We start from the raw sequence: 17,365 nt of genomic DNA, 5'->3' as shown, positions 1-17,365 counted from the left end.
ACACCAGAGCGGGGCGTGCGTGAGTGACGGCGGGAGTGAGGGTTCTCGGCGGGGGGCCTTTCGACGTGGCGGACAGGACGCGGCGGTGGAGTTGTCCATGTTCCGCACGATCCCCGGTTTCGGAAACCGGGGATCGTGCGCCATGTATCGCCCAGCCGCCCATCAGAGGGCGGGTCGTGCAGGGCGGCGCACGGCCGGGCTGGCCCGTGCGGCCGACTGCCGGAGCGCTGAGGTCTGGACAGTCGTGGGAGCAGCGGCGCGTGCTCCTGAAGTTGTGTCTCCGAGGGCCTGGTGCCAGCGGGCCCGGACGGAGGACAGTGGGGCGAGGGCCCGGCGGCTGCCAGTGGCCAGCTGATGGACCGTGGTGGCCTCGTCGGCAGTGAGAGCCCCGATCCGGGCGGCGACATCTTCGGCTTGACGCAGGAGCGCGCGCTGGAGGATCTTCTGCGCCCAGTGCTCGGGTGCACCTGCGGGGTGGGAGACCGCGTTGAGGACATCGGTGGGACCGAACCCGTCGTGAAGAAGACCGCGCTGCTGTGCCTCCCACAGCACGGTGATCGGGTCCACGGGTACGCCACGGCGGGCCATGCCGGTGAGGCAGGCGAAGAGGGCGGCGTGCATCGGAGTGGTCAGGTCGCTTTCGTGCAGCCACAGCAGCCGCGGCAGATCCTCGGGGCGGGCGGTGGCTGCGGCCAGCAGCATCCGCTCCTCGTCCCCCGCCTCGACCGATGCCTGCACCGCCGCTGAAGGCGCAGCCGGTGTCCGGGGCATCGAGCCGGGGTGGGAGGGGAAGGCAGTTGCCAGCTCGTCGAGGTATACGGCGAGCTGGTCGGCCCGGGTGAGGACAGCCCGGGCCGGATCGGGCCCCGGGGCGCGGACGGCCTGGGCGAGGAGACCGGCATGGCGACGCAGAACGCGGCGGGCGTGTCCGGAACGGACCATCTGCGCGTAGGCAGGGGCGTGGGCGTCTGCGGGGCACACGCTGATGAGGGTGTGCAGGTAGGAGGCCGTCAGGGCTCGGGCTTGGGGCTGGGCCGCGTCGAGGAGCTGGTTCGGCCACAGCGGGCTGGTTCGATGGACCTCGGGCGGGGGAGGGGGCACCGTGCGCATCGCCGCGAACAGGGCGCTGTGCGCGGTGTTGGCGAAGTGCTCGGGTTCGAGCGGCCCGATGGTCTTGAGCCGCTCGGGAACCAGGAGCAGGGCCCCGAGCAGAGCCTGTTCCGCGTAGTGGACCACGGGCGGCGGCGTCGGGTACTGCAGGACGTCCTCGTCGGCTTGGGTGCGGGTGGCGTCGGACATCATGCCGCCAGGGCGAAGTCGTCGCGGGTGAGTACGCGTTCGACGTGTGGTGCGATCAAATGGGCTGCGAACAGGGGCGGAACGGCGTTCCCGATCTGAGAGAAGCGTTGGCCCTTGTTGCCCTGCCAGGGGTAGGCCAGCGGGAAGGACTGCAGGATCCCGGCTTCCTCGGCGGTGATACGGATCGCAGGCGGCGCCGTCTCCGTGGGGCCTGTGGTGGTCCAGACGCATTCGTTGGCGCGATTGCCGAAGAACAGGGTGGCGGCCGGCTCGCTCACGGAGCGGATCGCCGCGTTGGCCTGGCTGTTGCTGCGCAGGACCCAGTCCCGTCCGCCCGTACACCGAGGCGTCAGCTGAGATTCCTCCCTGCAGCTGCACGCAGGTCCGGCCTTGAGGTTCTGGTCGTGGAGCGGGGGGTTCTTCCACGCGCCGCGGTCGCGGGCGTCGGAGAGCGTCTTGCGGGAGCCGGAGGGGAAGGGCTCCGGTCCGCCTCCGGGTCCGCCGCCGGCGCACACGGTGGGTACGGGCCCGTCGGTGCGCCCCCAGCCCAAGGCTTCGGCCATGGACACCCAGGTCCGGCGGCCGGGCCCGAAGAAGGTCTCCGGCTCACCGAACCTGGCGTGCGTCGGCTCGGGCGGCGCCGCCGTGTGGGTGCGGGAGGCGATCAGGATCGCCCGCCTCCTCGTCTGCGGCACGCCGTAGTCGGCGGCATTGAGGATGCCGCTCCAGGTGGAGAACCCCCAGGAGCGGAGCACGGCGGCGTACTGCTTCCACAGGGGCGCGACGTCGGGGACCTCCTCCATCAGCACCCATTCCGGCTCGCCGGCCTGGTGCAGGGCGTGGAGGTAGCGCATCGGCTCGGCGGCCAGCAGCGACCGCTGGTCCTGGCAGGCGGTGAGGAGCTGTTCCCGGGTGTCCCGGCCGGCGGCCAGGTCCGCGACGGCCTGGTGGACAAGCGGCTGGTCGATCAAGCCGAGGCGTTTGCCGGCCATGCTCCACGCCTGGCAGGGCGGGCTCGCTATGAGCCCGCGGGTCCGGCCCACGAAGGGCCGCACGGGGTAGAGGGCGACGTCGGTGCGGATGGTGGTCTGCGCGGCTGCCGCGCGGGTCTTGCAGGCCCATTCGTCCCACTCCAGGCCGACGTCGCGTACGCCCAGGACGTGCAGGGCGTGCCCCCAGCCGCCCGGGCCGGCGAAGAGGTCCACGATCAGATCGTTCATGCGGCCAGCCCGAAGTTTTCGCGGCCAGGCTCGGCCCGTGTGGGCTCGACCTTGGCGACGGCCCGGGCGGTGATGGCATCTGAGGCGGCCTTGGACGCGGCGGCCAGCTCTCCGGCGCCCGGTTCGAGGTACCAGGGGCGAAGGTCGAGCATGGCGGCGCGCAGGCCGGTCGCGAAGAGGAGGGCGGTGCCCTTGGGCAGGGCACGGATCCGGTCCGCGGGCAGGATCCGTTCCTGCCGCATGCTGATCGAGGTGGACTTGCCCGACTCCGAGATGGAGGTGGACTTGGTCTCCACGTCGTGGTCGCCGATCAACCTGCTGAGCTTGTCGGCGAAGTCGGGGTCGTCGATGCCGGACCCGATGACCTTGATGGTGGCCGCGGACCACATGGCGTCCATGCCCGCGTCGCCCCAGACTTTCTGGCCCTGCCTGTAGGACTGCAGGATCGTGATCGGGATGATTCCGCGCGAGCCCAGGTGCGAGTACAGGTCCGGGAGGTCGCTGATCTTGCACACGTTGGCGGCCTCGTCGAGGATCGCGAGCATGGGCGGGTCGAGACGTCCGCCGGTCCGTTCGGCTCGGGCGGTCGCGGCCCGCATCACCGAGTCCGCGCACGCTGCGATGAGCGCCGAGGCACCGCCGCCGCCGTCCTTGGAGAGAAGGAACAGCGTGTCGGTGGAGGCCACGAACTCGACCGGTCGGAACTCCGGTACGTCCTTCTGCGGGGTCACCCAGGCGGCGATGTCGGCGCTGAGCAGGGCGGACGCGTACTGTCTCGCGGTCTCGTAGATGCCGTCTCGAGTCTCCGGCGGGCCCTCGACCGTGCCCTTCAACTGGGCTGCGACGGAGGTGAATCCGTGGTCGCGCAGGATGTCGAGCGGTCGCCGGTCGGCGGGGAACGCCAGCCACTGCATCACGTCCGTGATCGGGCGGTTGTCGAGGGCCGCGGCCAGGAACAGCTGCGACAAGATGTTGGATCCGGCCTTGGACCAGAAGTCGCTCTGCTGGCTTGCGTCCACGGACGCGGCGAGGAAGTGGCCGGCGAGCCGGTTCGCGCCCTCCAAGGACTTCGCGTCCGCAAGGGGGTTCCACCACATGGTGCGCGGTGCGTGCGCGATCTGCTGAGGGTCCATCGACCACACCCGCCCGACCTTGCAGCGGGCGTCGAGGCAGGTCGTATAGACGTCTCCGGCCGCCTTATTACTGGTCAGGAGTACGGCGCCGGGCGCGGCCAGGATGGAGGGGATCGCCAGCGAGGTGGTCTTCCCGGAGCGCGGCGCCATGATCGCCACCGCGACGTCCTCGTACCCCATGCGGACCTCGGTCCGGGTGCCCTGGAGATTGCCGAGGAGGATTCCGGTGTCGGAGGCCGCGATGCGGTCGGCGTCCTTCAGGCTGGGGCGCAGGCTGCGGGCCTTGGCGGTGATCGCGCTGGCCAGGAGGGGCTCGATGTCCCTGGCCTTTGCGGTGCCCTGGACCCGGCGCTTGTTCTTCCCGTCGAAGGTGCCCTTGTGGCGGCTCCACCACACGCCGCCGGCGGCGGCGATGGTGATCAGGGCGAGTACGGGAAGGATGCGGGCGCCGAGGAGCAGTGACGTTTCTCCCAGGTCGGGCCAGAGCTGGTCGGGGCGTATGAGGGCGTCGGCGGGCCGGTAGGCGGCCCAGGTGTTGCCGGTGGCCAGGGCGGTGAGGTTGCCGCTTAGCCAGGTGAGGTGGGCGAGGGGGATGGCGACGGCGAACAGGCCCAAGAGGACCTTGAAGGCTATGCCGTAGCCGTCGGACGAGGAGGAGTTGGGCTGGGGCAAGGGCGGCGCTGTTCCGTGAAGGGGCGGGGGTGGGAATGAGGGAGAGGTCAGCGGGTGCGGCGCGGCAACGGCCCGCCCGGCGGCTGGGGAGGCAGGGGCTGGTCCCGCGTGCGGTAGAGCGGGGCGGGGTCGGTCAGGGCGGCGAGGAATCCGGCGATGGCCCCGGGCGGAGCGTGGTCGTCGATGTACGCACTCCACACCGACTGATGGTCCCTGCCGTCCGGGTGTGGAGCGCTGACGTGTACCCTCCACGTCCAGGCCGGCGGACCGGTGGCGACGACGCGCTCCTTGAGCACGAAGGCGGTCGGCGGGGTTCCGTCGAATTCGGGCGGAGCGAGGAGTCCTGCGAGCCGGTCGTCGTGGACTTCCGTCCACCCGTTGGCATGGGCCTGCTCCCACACGTCTTCGACGGAGAGGTGCGGGCCGGCGGGGCGGGTGAGGGCGTCAGCGGCACCCGCGATGATCTCCACCGGGGTCCAGGCTCCGAAGGCCATCTGCCAGTGCCTGATCCCTTCGGCGGGCAGGAAGCGCCATGCGGTCTCGTGCCGGTCTGGGTGCGGTAGTTCGAGCGTGAGGTGGAAGCGCTGGTCGGGTGAGGAGAGCAGGACGTGGGGGTATCCGGGCACGGAGTGGTCCCTCCACCCGTGGGCCATCAGGTGGCCGGTGACCCACCGGGGGTCCCCGCCGCCCGCGAGGTGGCGTGGGGTGACCGCCGTGACGGCGCGGTCTGCGGCGAACTTCGGGCCCAAGGCGCGGGTGAGGAACGGCGAGGAGGGGTCCGAATGGTTCATCGGGTCCTTGCGTAGCCGGACGTCCTGGCGCCGGTGCGGGCGCGGGAGGAGACCCAGTTACGGCTCCAGGCCGCGGCGCGGGCGGCGGAGAGGCGGGCCTGCTGCCAGGCGCCTAGCTGGTCGGGCAGGACGGACACGGAGGTGACGCGGATACGCCTGCTGAGCGGGACGTGCCCGAGCGGGCGCATCACCGGCTCCGTGTCGGCCAGCGCCGTGGTCAGTGACTGCACCAAGTGCAGCGGCGTGCTCGCGGTGGCCTGCGCGTTCCACACCGGCCCGTGCTCGTTGCGGGCACCGACCCACCAGTGGTTCTGGCTTCCGTCACCACCGGGTTGGACGTACTGCACGACGGCGTGCCGGTCGGGGCTCTGGGCGACGAAGTAGTCGTCCGACTGCATGCTCCACGACTTCTCGGTGAGCGGCGCCCACACGTTCGGGGCATGCGCCGAGCGCGGCTTGGTCAGCGCATCGGTCAGGCCCGCCACGATCTCCACCGGGGTCTGCGGGGTCAGGGTGACCTGCCAGGCCGGCTGATGTCCGTGCGCGGCCCCGTGGACCTGCCAGCCGCCCGGCGGCTGGTAGGCGACGCGCACCATCTGGTCGGGCGAGTCGAAGGCGAGCATCGTGCCGGACTGACGGGCGATGTCCTTCCAACCCGACGCGCGCAGGAATTCACCGACGTGGCGCAGATCCCCGCCGCCGGCCAGGTAGCGGGGCTCGACCAGGTAGTGCTGCTGCGCCTGCTGGGCCTGGCCCCAGCCGGTCCACTGCTGTCTCTTGCTCAACGGTGCCTCCCGCGCGCCACCAGGGCGGTGGCCTGCGTGGCGGCCGGTGAGGACGTGGTCAGGGAGCGGCGCGAGGCGATCTCCTCGAACACTTCCTGGTGTTCGTACAGGTCAAGGGCGAGGTCGTGGAGGGAGTTGGCGGTGCGCCCGAGCGCCAGCCACATTTCCGCGGGGAAGACGCCGCTCTGGGCGTGGTGCTTGGTGACGTAGGTGCCGGTGCCGACCAGGGCCGTCAGCCTGCCGAGGATGCCGTTCTCGGCGTCCAGGATCTGCTGGAGGATCTGTGCGGCCTGCTGGGGACCGGCCTGGGACAGGTGTGCGGAGAGCTGGTCGAGCTGGCGGTTGATGCTCTCGGTGAGCGTGGTGGCGGGTGGGGTCATGGGCGGTCCAGGGGGCTGTGCCGTACCCCCGACGGTGGTCAGCGGGTGTGGCGGTGGATGGAGGCGGACGGCTGGTCGGCGCGCGGCGGCGGTGCGAGGCGGGGCCGGTCGGGGCCTGCGGCCTTGACGACGGCGGTGCGCAGGTAGCGGCGCAGCAGGAAGCGGGCGAGCCGCGGCCGGCTGGCAGTGCTGAGCGGTGGGACGCGCGGCCGGTGGCCGGTGCTGCCGGCGGCCAGCTGCATGTGGGTGGGGCGGTGCTGCGAGTGGGTCACCGGGTGCGGGTGGTGGTCCGGGTGCCGGGCGGCGGAGTGGGCAGGGCGACCTCCGCGGCAGGGCGGGCGGCGGTGCGCAGCACGGTGGCGATGCCGAGGCGGGCGAGGCGGGCGCCGGCCGCCTGGACGGCGTGGGCCTGGGCGCGGGTGTCGTCCCCGGAGAGCACGTACGCGCCCGCCGAGCTGCTCCACGTGAACCCTTCGCCGACCAGGGCTTCGGCCGCGGGCCGGGCGGTGGTCACGGCCGCGAGGGAACCGTCCTCGAGCCAGGTCATCACCACCTGCTGCGGCTGAGAACCGGGGGCGGGCAGGGGCTGCGGGGGGTTCATCGCGTTGTGCCGGACCTGGGCGAGCGCGATGTCGTAGCGGGGCAGCAGGTCGGCGGTGATAGCGCGGGCGGCGCGCTCGGGATCGGCGGGCACGGCGATCCCGTCGGGTTCGCGGACCCCGGCGAACGCCTCCGGGGCGATGCCGGACGGAGCCATGGCGGCCACGAGAAACTCTTCCTCGTGCCGGGGATGGAGGGTGACGTACAGGCGGGTGCCGTCGTCGCAGGTGAGGTGGGCATCTGCGCCCAGGGCGTACTCGGAGAGGGCGGCGGCGACGTCGTTGAGGTCCCAGACGTGTTCGGCGTGCAGGAACTGGTCCTCGTGCCGCTGGTGTTGGTGATGGTGCACGGTCCAGTTCCCGGGGAGTTCCTCGGAGAGGATGGTGGCGAACGACTCCACGTCACGGCTGTCGTCGTCGGGCAGGGTGCGGGGGGCGGGCATGGGCTCCTCGAACATGGGGCAGGGGTCATCGGGTCCGTCCGGAGGCGGTAGCGGCTGGTGCGGCCGGCGCGGCGGCGGGCAGTGACGTGCCCGGCCGGGCTGGGGCCGTGGTGCGGTCGGCGAGTTCCGTGCGGGTGTGCAGCAGGTCCGCGGTGATGGGACCGAGCCGGTGCTCTGCCAGGTAGCGCATGCGGTCCGCGATGTGCTGGTCAGCGGGTCCGCCGAGGCCGTCGTAGAAGGCGGCAAGGGAGTGGAGGAGCTGGTCGAGGGAGGCGAGGATGCCATCGTGCGCGGCGGTCACCTCCTCCAGCCGGTCGGACACCTCGGCCGGGCTCGTCGCCTCGCGGATGGCGGCAGCGAGGTTGGCGATGGACCGGCCGTCCGTCACGTAGCGGTCCTGTGTCGTCGGCGTCGCGCATTCGGCGTCGGCCTCGACCCGGTACCCGGCGGCCCGGAGCCGGGCGACCGCGAGCTGGGCCACTGCGGCCTGGTCCGCCGGCAGAACGGTCGGCGACAGCCGGTGCCAGGTCACGCCGTGAACCTCGCGGAGGAAGAAGGTGCGTTCCAGGATGCCGTGGGCCAGCCCGTCACCGCCCCGGGCGATGATCCGGCCGGTGTCCGCGTCCCGGGCGACGGTGACGGGTGCTGCCTTGCGCGGGGTGGCCGGCTCGTTCACCGGGCCGCCACCCGCGATGCGGCAGGCGCCTGTACCGGCCGGGCCGGCGCGACGGAGGCCGAAGGCGTGGGAGGGTGGAGCCGGGAGGCGATCTCGCCCAGCTGCTCCTGCAGCCCGTACAGGCGACGCGCGGCCCAGAACAAGTCCTGAGCAGCGGCGTCTGTTTGGTCGCCAGGCAGGGCGGCGGCCTGGCGGCCGACCTCTTCCACGAGCTGTCGCACGGTGGCGATCGGGCCGGACTGCTCGGCAGCGAGCTGCCGCAGAATTCCAGCGAGTGGGCTGGTCGCGGTCGGAACCCGGGGGGAGACGGCGATCGCCGGACCGGCCGAAGGGGCCTGGGGGTCCGAATTCCGCGGGGGGCTGGGGTGCAGGAGGAGATCGGCCGCGAGGCGCTGCTGTTCGGTGAGCAGGGTCTGCGCGAGTCGGTGGGGAAGGGCACTCCAGGTACCGTCGCCACGTATCAGGTTGCCGATCAGGTCCAAGCGGCCGGACTGGCCCTGGACGGCGATCCACCGGCAAGCCGCGTCATCGGCGGGCGGCGCGAAACCAGCGGCACGGGCGAGTCGATAGCCGATCTCCTGCCACTCGGCGTGGTTCAGCTCCCGGTCCAGCGGATGCAGGTACGCGGTGATGTGGAGGATCGCGCGCCGGACGCCGTCGGGCCCGGAGGCGAGAGGGTGCTCCAGCGACGGGTTGGCGAGGTGGTTGGCCCACGTCGCCGACTCCCACATCCGGTCGTCGTCGGTGTAGTGGTCCAGCTGGTTCCAGTGGGCCACCACCGTGCCGCCGGGCTCGGTGGTCAGGCCCTCTTCCATGCTGATCTCGCGGCCGAGCGCCTCGGCGAGTGCTTCGCCGGCGGTCGCGTCACGGGAGTGGATTTTAATGATCATGGTCTCGCTCGGGGTCGGGCTTATCGGGGGCCGACTGGAGGCCGACGCCTTCTCACATCGGCAGAACGGCTGTGGTCAGCGCCCGGGTCTGGCGTCGGCGATGTGGACGAGCTGGTCGAGCGCGGTCAGCGAGTACCAGTTGCAGTTCACGACCTCCTCGCTGTCCCCCAGGCGCTTGACCAGGTACTCCCGCAGCGCTTTCTGGTGCATCAGGCACTCCGGGCACCGCTTGGACAGGTGCACCAGGTAGCGGGGGTGGGCTGTGACGTAGGAGCGGTCGCCGCCGTTGGGGTCGAGCAGTCGCCACCCGTCCTCGTCGGTCGGGGTGTGCCAGGAGTCGACCACGACCTTCATCGCATCGCCCCACAGCTCTCCGCCGGCGGCGCCCTTGAGGATCACGACGTGCTCGCCGGGGCGGAAGTGCTGGTGGGTGATGTCCCGCTCCGGGGTGAGCGGGTCGGGCGGCAGATACACGGGGCGGGTCTCGGGCACGGAGGGTCCTCCACGAAGGCGCTGGGCGGCGGTGGAAGACAAAGGGTCCGGAGAATCCCCGGTTTCCGAAACCGGGGATCGGCGGCTATATTGCGCGCCGCGCACCTACCGGAACGGGTTCTCCGTGGGCCGGTCGCGGTCGTCGGCGGCCTCCAGCAGCTCGGGCAGATCGGTCCCCTCGGCCTCGCGCTGGTCGACCCACCACCCTGCCCGCGTCAGCAGCCGGACCTGCTCCTCCAACTGCGCCCAGTCGGCTTCGTCCCACGTACCCTCTGTGACCAGCGCGGTGTATGCGCGGGTCACCAGCTGGTGCCGGGTGCGCTCGCCCCAGCCCAGGATCTTCTCGGGACCTTCCAGGGGCGGCATGTCGAACTGGGTCGCCCAGTCCTCGGCGGCGGCCTGTTCGGCCGCGCGCTTGGCGGCCAGCCATTCGGCCGTGCTGGCGGCATCCGCCTGGTGATCAGCCCGCCAGCAGTCGGTGCACTGCCGGGCGGCAAGCCATCGAGCGTATCCGGCGCGCTGGTCCGCCGAACGGCCGCTCAAGTCGTGGGTGTTGGCGTGTCCACAGCTGTGGATGACCTCGAAGGATGTGGGGACCCCAGGGGAATTCCGTTTGATGGGCGTTACGTTCGAAGTCGGGCTGCTGGTCTGGGGCTTCAATTCAGGTGCCTTTCGTTGGCGGTTGGGGTGGTGGCCTGCGTCGCTGCGGAGGGTCGTGCGTCAGATGCACGATTCGGGCGGCGGACGGAGGTGGTCCGGGGTGCTCGGCCGTGGTCTCGGGGGACGCTTCCGCCTTCTGCGTCGTCTCAGCGTGTCCTGCGGATGGCGTCGGTGGCCGCCGTGGCGATGGCGGCGGGAGCGCTGGAGGGCTTGGGCAGGTGCAGCAAGGTGGTACCCGGCAAGTGGAGGGACCTCGCGGTAAGGGTGAGCTGGAGCACGGCGCAGCCGGCGGTCGTGAGCCGCTTGACGCGGGTGACGGCCGCAGCGGTTTCGTCGCTCGTGTACTGGGCGTCGGTGACGATCACGAGGAGGCGGCCGGCGCCGGGGAGGCTGAGTGCGAGGCCGTGGTCGAGTGCGTCGATGGCGTCGCCGAGGTTGTGGGCGCCGCCGTTGGCGCCGAACGTCGTCACGCGCTCCGGTGCCCGGTGGGTGGGCCGGGTCAATGCGGTCAGATGCCTGTCGTAGGCGATGGTGGCGGTAAGGGAGTCGGGGTCGGTCAAGGCTGCTGCGCGTGCCACGATCCAGGCAGCAGACGCGACGGGCGCGCAGGCGGCACGCATGGAGCCGGAGACATCGACGGCGATCCCCACCCGCAGCGGTGGGGTGGGGGAGGTGCGGCGGCGGGTGTGGGTGAACGGCTCCGCGGTGGGGACCGACCCGGCCGCGCGCTGAGCGTCACGGGCGAGGGCCGCGCGCATGTTGAGGCGGCCGGGCGGGGTCGGGCTGGTGGTCCGCTCCTCGGTCCGCTCGCGGTAGGCGGCGGCACGCAGGGCGCGGCTCAGGCGCGAGGCGGCACTCTGCTCGGCGGCGGTGGGCCGGCGGGTACCGGTGACCGGGTTGCTGCGGGGCTCCGGTGTGCCGTCGGGGCTGACGGTGCCGCGGGCGCTGAAGACCGACTTGGCGGTGGCGGCGGCTTGGCGTCGCTGGCCGGCCCGCTGGGCACGGTCCTGGGCCTGCGCCTTGGACTGTGCGGCCATGGCGTTGTTCGCTGCTGCCTGTTCCGCGAGGTCGGCGGCGTCGGTGGCGGCCATGCTGTCCATGACGACCCCCACGGCGCCGGACAGCAGATCGGCGAGACCCGCTGGCACGGGCAGGGCGGGAGCCGCGGCGTCCAGAGCGTCACACCACTCCTGGGCGTGCCCGAGCATGGTCGTGGCATCGTGGTCGGCGCACTGGTGGACTGCGGTCCAGATGCGGGTGAGGGTGGCCAGCAGGTCTGCGCCCAGCACCGTTTCGCACAGATCGGCGACGGCCCGGGTCTCGCCAGCGTCCAGGATGCCGACGTCACGGCGGCCGAGGATCAGGGCCGCCACGGAGGCGGCGTGCTCGATGCCCTGGAGGGTGGGGTGGGCGATGTCGGGCATGACCAGGGTTCGGGCACTGGTGCGCAAGTACGTGCGGTCGGTGGGCCGCCTGGTCAGGTGTGCGCCTTCGGCGCGGCTCTCCTCCAGCAGGAACGCGGCCTCGACGACCCGGGGCTCCGCTCCGGCAGGCGGTGTCCAGACGGAGTGGGCCGCGTGCGCGGCCTCGTGCACGAAAACTCCCCAGGCGGCGGGATAGCGCTCCTCGTCGCCCACGATCCGCGGATGGATCTCGTGGGCCTGGAGCGGGGCGAACAGGCCGACGTCGAACTCGACCTCGCCCAGAGCGGGGAAGAACGCGGCCGGTGCCCCGCTGCGCGTGCCGGGGCGGCAGGTGACGAGGAGGTCCTGGCGGCCGGAAAGGGCGACCAGCCGGTCACCGAGCTCGGCTCCCACGCGCAGCCACGCGTCCGGGGAGGAACGCGGCTGCGCGGGCGGGGCGCCGTCGTCGTCCCATCGCGCGAGGTCAGCTTCGTCGTCCGGCGCGGTGGCGGGGTACTGGACGTGGTGGTGGGCGCTCATCGCGAGCGGCCCCGGTGCGCGGAGACGGTGCTGCCCGGAGGCTTTCGGGCGGCTGAGGCGGGAAGCTGCTTGCCGAGGGTGAGGGGCGCGATCTTCTTGACGCCGACAGCCTTGATGACGGCGTCGGCGACAGCGTCGCGATCCTCCAGAGGAGCGATGCCGACCAGGTTCGCGAGCGCGGCGTTGGTGCCGAGGACGGCCTCGGTCTTCTGGTAGCTGAGCAGTTCCCGTAGTTGGGGGGCCCAGCCCAGCTCGCCGAGGTCGACCTGGCGGGCGAGGTGTCGGGCGACCCGGACCACCCGGGCATCGATCTTCAAGGCCAGGGCGAGGTCGTAGTCCGTGCCGACCTGGATCTGCACGCTGAACCGGGACGACAGCGCCTCCGTCAGAACGGCACCGTGGACGCCGGGATTGTGGCCCGCCACCACGTAGAAGCCCGGCTCGGCCTTGATGATCTCGCCCTTGTGGGCCTTGACCTGGATCTGCCGGCGCCCGTCCATCGCGGGATACAGCGCCGCCAACACCTTCGGCGAAATCAGAGTGGCATCGTCGATCAGCAGGGCGCGGCCCTCGGTCATCGCGGTGACCAGCGGACCGTACTGGAAGACGTAGCCTCCGCCGTCGGCCTGCGTGTACTCGCCGATCAGGTCGCCGACCGTGGTGTCGCCGTCACCGGCGACGGTGAGCAGGTCCGGGAACGCGGCCTCCACCAGTGACGTCTTGCCGGTGCCCGGAGGGCCGTAGAGCAGCACCGGCACGTCGGCGTCGCGCAGGCGGTTCAGCGCCTCGACGTCGGGCAGGTCGGCCAGCGCCCGGGGGTGGTAGAGCTGGCCCCCCGCGCGGCGGATCGGGCCGGTCTGCCTGGGCGTGGCTGCGGCGGGAGTGGTCGTCTGGGCGCGGGGGGCGTGGGTGCCCGGTGGGCTGATCACAGCGGTCTGCGCGGCTGCGGCGGTCTTCGCGTTCGCACGGAACTCCGGCTGCCCCGTTCCGCTTTGGTCGGCCTCGCCGCGTCGCACCAGGGTCAAGGAGGCGTTGCGGACGGCGCCGTGGGAGTGGCCCAGCTGCCGGGCCATGTCCCCGATGGTGAGCTTGTCCGCCGGCCGGTCGGCCAGCAGTCGGGCCACCTTGGCCCGCAGTTCGCCGCCCTTGGTCCGTGCTGGACTGGTAGGCGTTCCGGGTGTCGTCAAAACGAGGGTCCTTCAACAGATACGGGAGCGGGCGGGGTTGGCGATGCGCCGGAGGGGCTGGCCGCTGGCGGAGCAGATCATCGAATGTGCCGACATCGGCGACCGGGCCAACCGGGGCGTACGTCGGCGCTCACCGGCCGACCGGGGGCTCGGTGCAGGTGCAGGGGATAGCCGGCGACGAGCAGCTCGCTGGCTGCCGAGCAGAACCGTGCGCCTGCTCCGTGCCGGGTTCCGTCGCGTGGCAGGCGCAGCCTGGTGCCTCTTCGAAGCCGGACTGGAGCAGGATCCGCCGGGCGGCGGCGCCAAAGCGGGTGGTGGTGATCTCGCCGGTGATGCTGTGCCGGATTGGCATGAACGGTTCTGCTGGCGCTTCGGGCAAGGCGGATCTCCTATCGGTGGTGGAGGGAAGGTGGTGCGGTGGCGGTCGGAGGCAGGACGGGTGTCCTTGGGCGGGGACGTGGGCGAGGCGGTCTTCAGGCCGGGGAACGGTGCCCTGTGATCACCGGGCTCGGTGGGCAGCGGGGGAGCGGGCACCGAGGGCGGGTACGGGCACGGACGTGACCTGGGGGCCGTTTACGCGGTGCTGCGGAGGCCGGGTGGCAGCGGCTCGGGCGATGCGAGCCAGCCGCTCGGCCGCAGAGTTCGCTCGGACCGGGGCGTTCGGCGGGGCGGTCTCCGCTGGATCGAGGGAGAGGTCCGCGTGCACGGTGAACCCATGTCGGCGCAGGTCATGGACGGTCTGCCGGGCACGACGCCGCAGGTCGTGATCGGGCTGGGTCAACCGGAACAGATCCGCGTGGCCTGGTACGGGTTCGAACTGCTCGCGCTCCAGGTACCAGGCCGCGAGGTGCGCAGTGATGGCTGTGGTGGGACGGGCGACCACACCGTGCTCAGCGTGCAGTCCGAAATGGAAGTGCGGTTGCATGGGGGCGTCCTGATGGTTGGGGGATCATCGACTGCGGGGTGCTCGCCCGGGGATGGAGGGCGCCGCTGTGGCCGCAGGAGGAAGTGCAGGTCGGACCGTGCACGTAGGGCCGACGGGGCGGGAGGCTCGGGCTTGCCGCAGCAGGGCCGGCGCGTCCGCCCGCCACCGGCGGAGACTCTCGGCAGTGCCTGGAGCCAGTGCGGCGGGCGAGGACGGTGCCGCCGGCCATGAAGAGACCGCCGCGTCAGGCGGGAGCAGTTGGGAGAGGCGGTCCAGGGAGACGGTGTCCTCGGTGGCCGCCGAGGGACGGGTGCGGGAGAGGAGCTCCGCGGCGTGGGGGCGCAGTCGGCGCCACTCCACGAAGCTCTCTTCGAGGTACTGCTGCTCGGTGTGTCCGAGCGCGGCCGGGTCCAGGCGGATGCCGTCGGTGCAGCGACCGGATTGCTGGATCGCCGTCCACGCTGCATGCAGTTCCTCGAGCCTGCCGTGTGCTGCTTCGACGGCGGCCAGGAGCCGGTCGTGGACGGCCTGCTCGTACGCAGGCAGGAACGTTCCGGTGACCAGGCCGACCGCATGGGCCATGTCGGCGGGAAGCACGATCGCACTGGGGGCGTGCGGGTCGGCATAGTTGTCGTCGAAGGTGGCGCTGGCGAAGGTGCCGAGGAGGTACTCGTCGGCACTTCCGGGCCGTTCGACCAGGAGGAGATTGATGCCGACGCCGTTGGTGAGCTCGGCGGCGTACGGGATGCGGGCGTGTTCGACGGAGTCGATGAGTTCGCCGGCGTCCCACAGGAGAGGGACGAGGTCTTCCTGCCATACGGGGTGGGCGTAGACCTCGACCTTCACCGTCCACTCCCCGGGCAGCCGGTCGGCCAGAGCGGTGGCGTAGTCGCCCAGGTAAGTGCGGGGCCCGCCGAAGAGGTGGACGCGGTGTCGGCGAGCGGCGTCGGCAAGGGCGCGCAGGATGGGTGCGGCAGTGTCCACGTCGCGCAGGGCGTACGTGCCGTCGGGGCGCCGCTCGAACCCGGGCGTGAGCTGAAGAGCGGTCTCGGCCCACCGGTACTGCTCACCCAGGGCGACGGCGACCAGACCGCCGGCCGGGCTGAGAGCGAGGATGATCTGTGCCAGGCCCCTGGAACGGGGCGTCGTACGGTCGTCCATGCTCAGGCTCGACGGGTGAAGGCGTTGCGCAGGCCGTGTCCGAACGCGTGGGCATGGCGGCGGGCCGCCAGCTCCAACTCCTCGTACTGCGCGCCGCGGGTCATCTGCCCGTCGTGCTTGCGGTACCGGTAGACGGGTAGCCGGAGCAGTACGCCGGGCGCCAGCGTGGTGACGCCGACGGCGGCCATGTAGTCCTCGCCCTGGACAAGGCCGCCCATGCCGCCCGCGGCGCGGACCAGGCGGGTGCGGGCCAGGATGGTTGTCGGTCCGATGGGAATGGTGTCCTGCGGCCGGGGCCAGTAAGTCACCACGTCGCCGGCGGCATGGTAGCCGGGCGGGGCCGGGCACTCCCATAGGCGCCGGGAGCCGTCTGGCAGCAAGTCCTCGCTGTATCCGGCGACCCACCCGAGCTCGTCGGTGAAGGTGTCCAGGCGCACGCCCAGGCTCCAGTCGGGGAAGACGTCATCGTCGTCGTCGGCCCAGTTCACGAACTCGGTGCGCACCTCGTTCAGGCCGAGGTTGCGTGCGCAGGCGGCGCCGACCGGGCGGGGCAGGGCGAGGGTCCTGACCCGCGGGTCGGCGGTGATCGGGGCAGGTACGAGGGCGGGGTCGGCGCCGTCGAGGACGAGGACTGCCTCCCAGGGCACGGTCTGCCGGGTGAGGCTGGCGTGCATCTCCTGCAGGTAGGGCAGGCGTTCGGGGCGGAGCTGGGTGGCAATGACGACGGTGATCTGCGGGGCGGACAGGGACTTCTCCGGAGTGCGGTCCACGGGCGGGGCGGTCAGCGGGTGATCCGCGATCGGGCGGGTGCGGGTGCCGGGGCGACCGGCTTGGTGATCTTCAGCGGGGTGGCGGGGGCCTGGATGGGCGCGGGCCGGTTCGACTCCCAGAGGGAGGGGGTGCCGGAGATCCGGGAGAGGGGGTCGGTGTCCCAGGGCACGATGGGGCCGATGTCGTACCAGGTCAGGGCGATGACTTCGATGCCGTGGTCGTGCAGGACGTAGCCCCATTCCAGGCCCATCGCATCAGCGTTGGCGTCGGTGACCGGGATCGGCTTCGCGGGGGTGCCGTCCATGTTGAAGACGTTGTCGAAGGGTGCGCTCGGCCCGCGGTCGCCGTGCGGGTCGAGGTTCTCCCGGACGTTGTCGGGGGCCCGGTCCAGGAGGTCCATGCCGAGGTTCTTCCAGTCGTGGGGTCCGTCGATGAGGTGCCGGCGAAGGGCATCGAGGTCGCCGCCGAAGCGGTAGCGGGCGGCGCCGAGCAGAAGGGGGAGCTGGTGATCGGGGTAGCCGTCGTAATGGCAGTAGATGCCCTCGTAGCCGGTACCGGTGGGGCGGGCGATGAAGCTGCGGGTGCTGATGGCGTTTCCTTCGTGCAGGTGGTCAGGGTGCGCTGGCGACAGGGGCTGCGGGCAGGGCGGCCACGGGCTGGGCGACGGCCAGGGGGCGGGCTGGCGTGGCGGCGGGTGTGGCGTGACGCAGAGGGCGTTGTGATGACCCGGGAGGCGAGCCAGCGGACGTTCTTGTGGTCGACCCGCCTCCGGCTCCTGGCGCGAGGTCATCGGGTCCGGCCGGGTGCGGGCGTGACGGCTGGGGGCACCGGGGTGTGCGTGTAGCCGTGCGCATCGAGGCGGTGATCGAGGTCCGTGATCGCGTCACGGAGGCACCTCGACGTAAGTCGCAGATATGCGCGCGCCGTTGAGTGATGGCTGATGATGCGGTTCTCTGCGTCGCGCCGGTCCTGCGGAGTGGAAGTACCCGGCAGGCCGAGGGCGGATTCCGCGGCTTCTGCGAAGTGAGTTGCTGCGTAGCTCGACATTGTGCTCGCTGTCGCGAGGTGTTCCAGGGCGCCGCGGCCTTGAGTGGCCGTGCCGTGCGGAGTGGCGGCCAATTCGGCGGTGAGCTGCAAAACCTCGCGGGAGAGTTCCTGTGTCCCGCTGGCCTGCTGGAACAGTTCGGCGAAGGGGGTTTCCAGTAGGCGGCCGACCTCACGCGGCTCCCACCTCTGTGATGTGTCGGCGAACTTGACCTCCAGCGCGTTGAGCATGCCGACGAGGTGCCGGAACTGGGCGTGTGGTGTCAACGCGTGCGGCGGGGTGAGGTCCATGAG

General features: G+C 71.7%; 19 protein-coding genes. All 19 read right to left on the bottom strand.

Annotation, left to right across the window (positions count from 1 at the left end; translation table 11 throughout):
- Positions 1–162: 162 nt before the first annotated feature.
- Positions 163–1,302, bottom strand: a complete 1,140-nt coding sequence (locus tag AB0469_RS05945) for a DnaB-like helicase N-terminal domain-containing protein (RefSeq protein WP_366450103.1) — start codon at positions 1,300–1,302, stop codon at positions 163–165.
- Positions 1,299–2,519 (bottom strand): DNA cytosine methyltransferase, encoded by a 1,221-nt coding sequence (locus AB0469_RS05940; RefSeq protein ID WP_366450102.1) that lies wholly within the window; start codon positions 2,517–2,519, stop codon positions 1,299–1,301. The genes AB0469_RS05945 and AB0469_RS05940 overlap by 4 nt, the downstream gene beginning before the upstream one ends.
- Complete coding sequence (locus AB0469_RS05935) at positions 2,516–4,324, bottom strand: TraM recognition domain-containing protein (RefSeq protein ID WP_366450101.1); 1,809 nt, start codon at positions 4,322–4,324, stop codon at positions 2,516–2,518. Before AB0469_RS05935 ends, AB0469_RS05940 begins: the two co-directional genes overlap by 4 nt.
- A gap of 47 nt (positions 4,325–4,371) precedes the next feature.
- Positions 4,372–5,115: a DUF317 domain-containing protein gene (locus tag AB0469_RS05930; RefSeq protein WP_366450100.1), complete on the bottom strand. Its 744-nt coding sequence runs from the start codon at positions 5,113–5,115 to the stop codon at positions 4,372–4,374.
- On the bottom strand, positions 5,112–5,900 hold the full coding sequence (locus AB0469_RS05925; RefSeq protein ID WP_366450099.1) for a DUF317 domain-containing protein: 789 nt from the start codon (positions 5,898–5,900) through the stop codon (positions 5,112–5,114). The genes AB0469_RS05930 and AB0469_RS05925 overlap by 4 nt, the downstream gene beginning before the upstream one ends.
- The gene (locus tag AB0469_RS05920; RefSeq protein ID WP_366450097.1) at positions 5,897–6,280 is read right to left on the bottom strand and encodes a hypothetical protein; all 384 of its coding nucleotides are present in this window, start codon (positions 6,278–6,280) and stop codon (positions 5,897–5,899) included. The genes AB0469_RS05925 and AB0469_RS05920 overlap by 4 nt, the downstream gene beginning before the upstream one ends.
- Positions 6,281–6,318: 38 nt before the next feature.
- Positions 6,319–6,552, bottom strand: coding sequence for a hypothetical protein (locus AB0469_RS05915; RefSeq protein ID WP_366450096.1), 234 nt, complete (start codon positions 6,550–6,552; stop codon positions 6,319–6,321).
- Entirely contained in the window at positions 6,549–7,337 is a 789-nt protein-coding gene (locus AB0469_RS05910) for a hypothetical protein (RefSeq protein ID WP_366450095.1), read from the bottom strand. Before AB0469_RS05910 ends, AB0469_RS05915 begins: the two co-directional genes overlap by 4 nt.
- A 10-nt stretch (positions 7,338–7,347) precedes the next feature.
- Positions 7,348–7,998, bottom strand: coding sequence for a hypothetical protein (locus AB0469_RS05905; protein ID WP_366450093.1), 651 nt, complete (start codon positions 7,996–7,998; stop codon positions 7,348–7,350).
- Positions 7,995–8,888, bottom strand: coding sequence for a hypothetical protein (locus AB0469_RS05900; protein WP_366450092.1), 894 nt, complete (start codon positions 8,886–8,888; stop codon positions 7,995–7,997). Before AB0469_RS05900 ends, AB0469_RS05905 begins: the two co-directional genes overlap by 4 nt.
- A 75-nt stretch (positions 8,889–8,963) precedes the next feature.
- Positions 8,964–9,380 carry a hypothetical protein gene (locus tag AB0469_RS05895; RefSeq protein ID WP_366450091.1) on the bottom strand — a complete coding sequence of 139 codons (417 nt, stop codon included), beginning with the start codon at positions 9,378–9,380 and terminating at the stop codon, positions 8,964–8,966.
- A 105-nt stretch (positions 9,381–9,485) separates the two neighbouring features.
- Positions 9,486–9,923 carry a hypothetical protein gene (locus AB0469_RS05890; protein ID WP_365489732.1) on the bottom strand — a complete coding sequence of 146 codons (438 nt, stop codon included), beginning with the start codon at positions 9,921–9,923 and terminating at the stop codon, positions 9,486–9,488.
- A gap of 263 nt (positions 9,924–10,186) precedes the next feature.
- Complete coding sequence (locus AB0469_RS05885; RefSeq protein ID WP_366450090.1) at positions 10,187–11,983, bottom strand: hypothetical protein; 1,797 nt, start codon at positions 11,981–11,983, stop codon at positions 10,187–10,189.
- Entirely contained in the window at positions 11,980–13,107 is a 1,128-nt protein-coding gene (locus tag AB0469_RS05880; protein WP_366450239.1) for an AAA family ATPase, read from the bottom strand. The genes AB0469_RS05885 and AB0469_RS05880 overlap by 4 nt, the downstream gene beginning before the upstream one ends.
- A gap of 193 nt (positions 13,108–13,300) precedes the next feature.
- Positions 13,301–13,522, bottom strand: coding sequence for a hypothetical protein (locus AB0469_RS05875; RefSeq protein ID WP_366450238.1), 222 nt, complete (start codon positions 13,520–13,522; stop codon positions 13,301–13,303).
- 597 nt (positions 13,523–14,119) lie between these two features.
- Positions 14,120–15,256, bottom strand: coding sequence for a hypothetical protein (locus AB0469_RS05870; RefSeq protein WP_366450089.1), 1,137 nt, complete (start codon positions 15,254–15,256; stop codon positions 14,120–14,122).
- Between the two features lie 2 nt (positions 15,257–15,258).
- Positions 15,259–16,026, bottom strand: coding sequence for a glycosyltransferase (locus tag AB0469_RS05865; protein ID WP_366450088.1), 768 nt, complete (start codon positions 16,024–16,026; stop codon positions 15,259–15,261).
- A gap of 11 nt (positions 16,027–16,037) precedes the next feature.
- Positions 16,038–16,817: a hypothetical protein gene (locus AB0469_RS05860; protein ID WP_366450087.1), complete on the bottom strand. Its 780-nt coding sequence runs from the start codon at positions 16,815–16,817 to the stop codon at positions 16,038–16,040.
- A complete protein-coding gene (locus AB0469_RS05855) occupies positions 16,814–17,362 on the bottom strand; it encodes a hypothetical protein (RefSeq protein WP_365489718.1) in 549 nt (182 codons plus the stop codon). The genes AB0469_RS05860 and AB0469_RS05855 overlap by 4 nt, the downstream gene beginning before the upstream one ends.
- Positions 17,363–17,365 lie beyond the last annotated feature (3 nt).

The sequence above is a fragment of the Streptomyces sp. NPDC093801 genome (assembly GCF_040701585.1).
Taxonomy (GTDB): domain Bacteria; phylum Actinomycetota; class Actinomycetes; order Streptomycetales; family Streptomycetaceae; genus Streptomyces.
The sequence above is the reverse complement of the archived record's forward strand: the minus strand, read 5'-3'. Positions and strand labels throughout refer to the sequence as shown.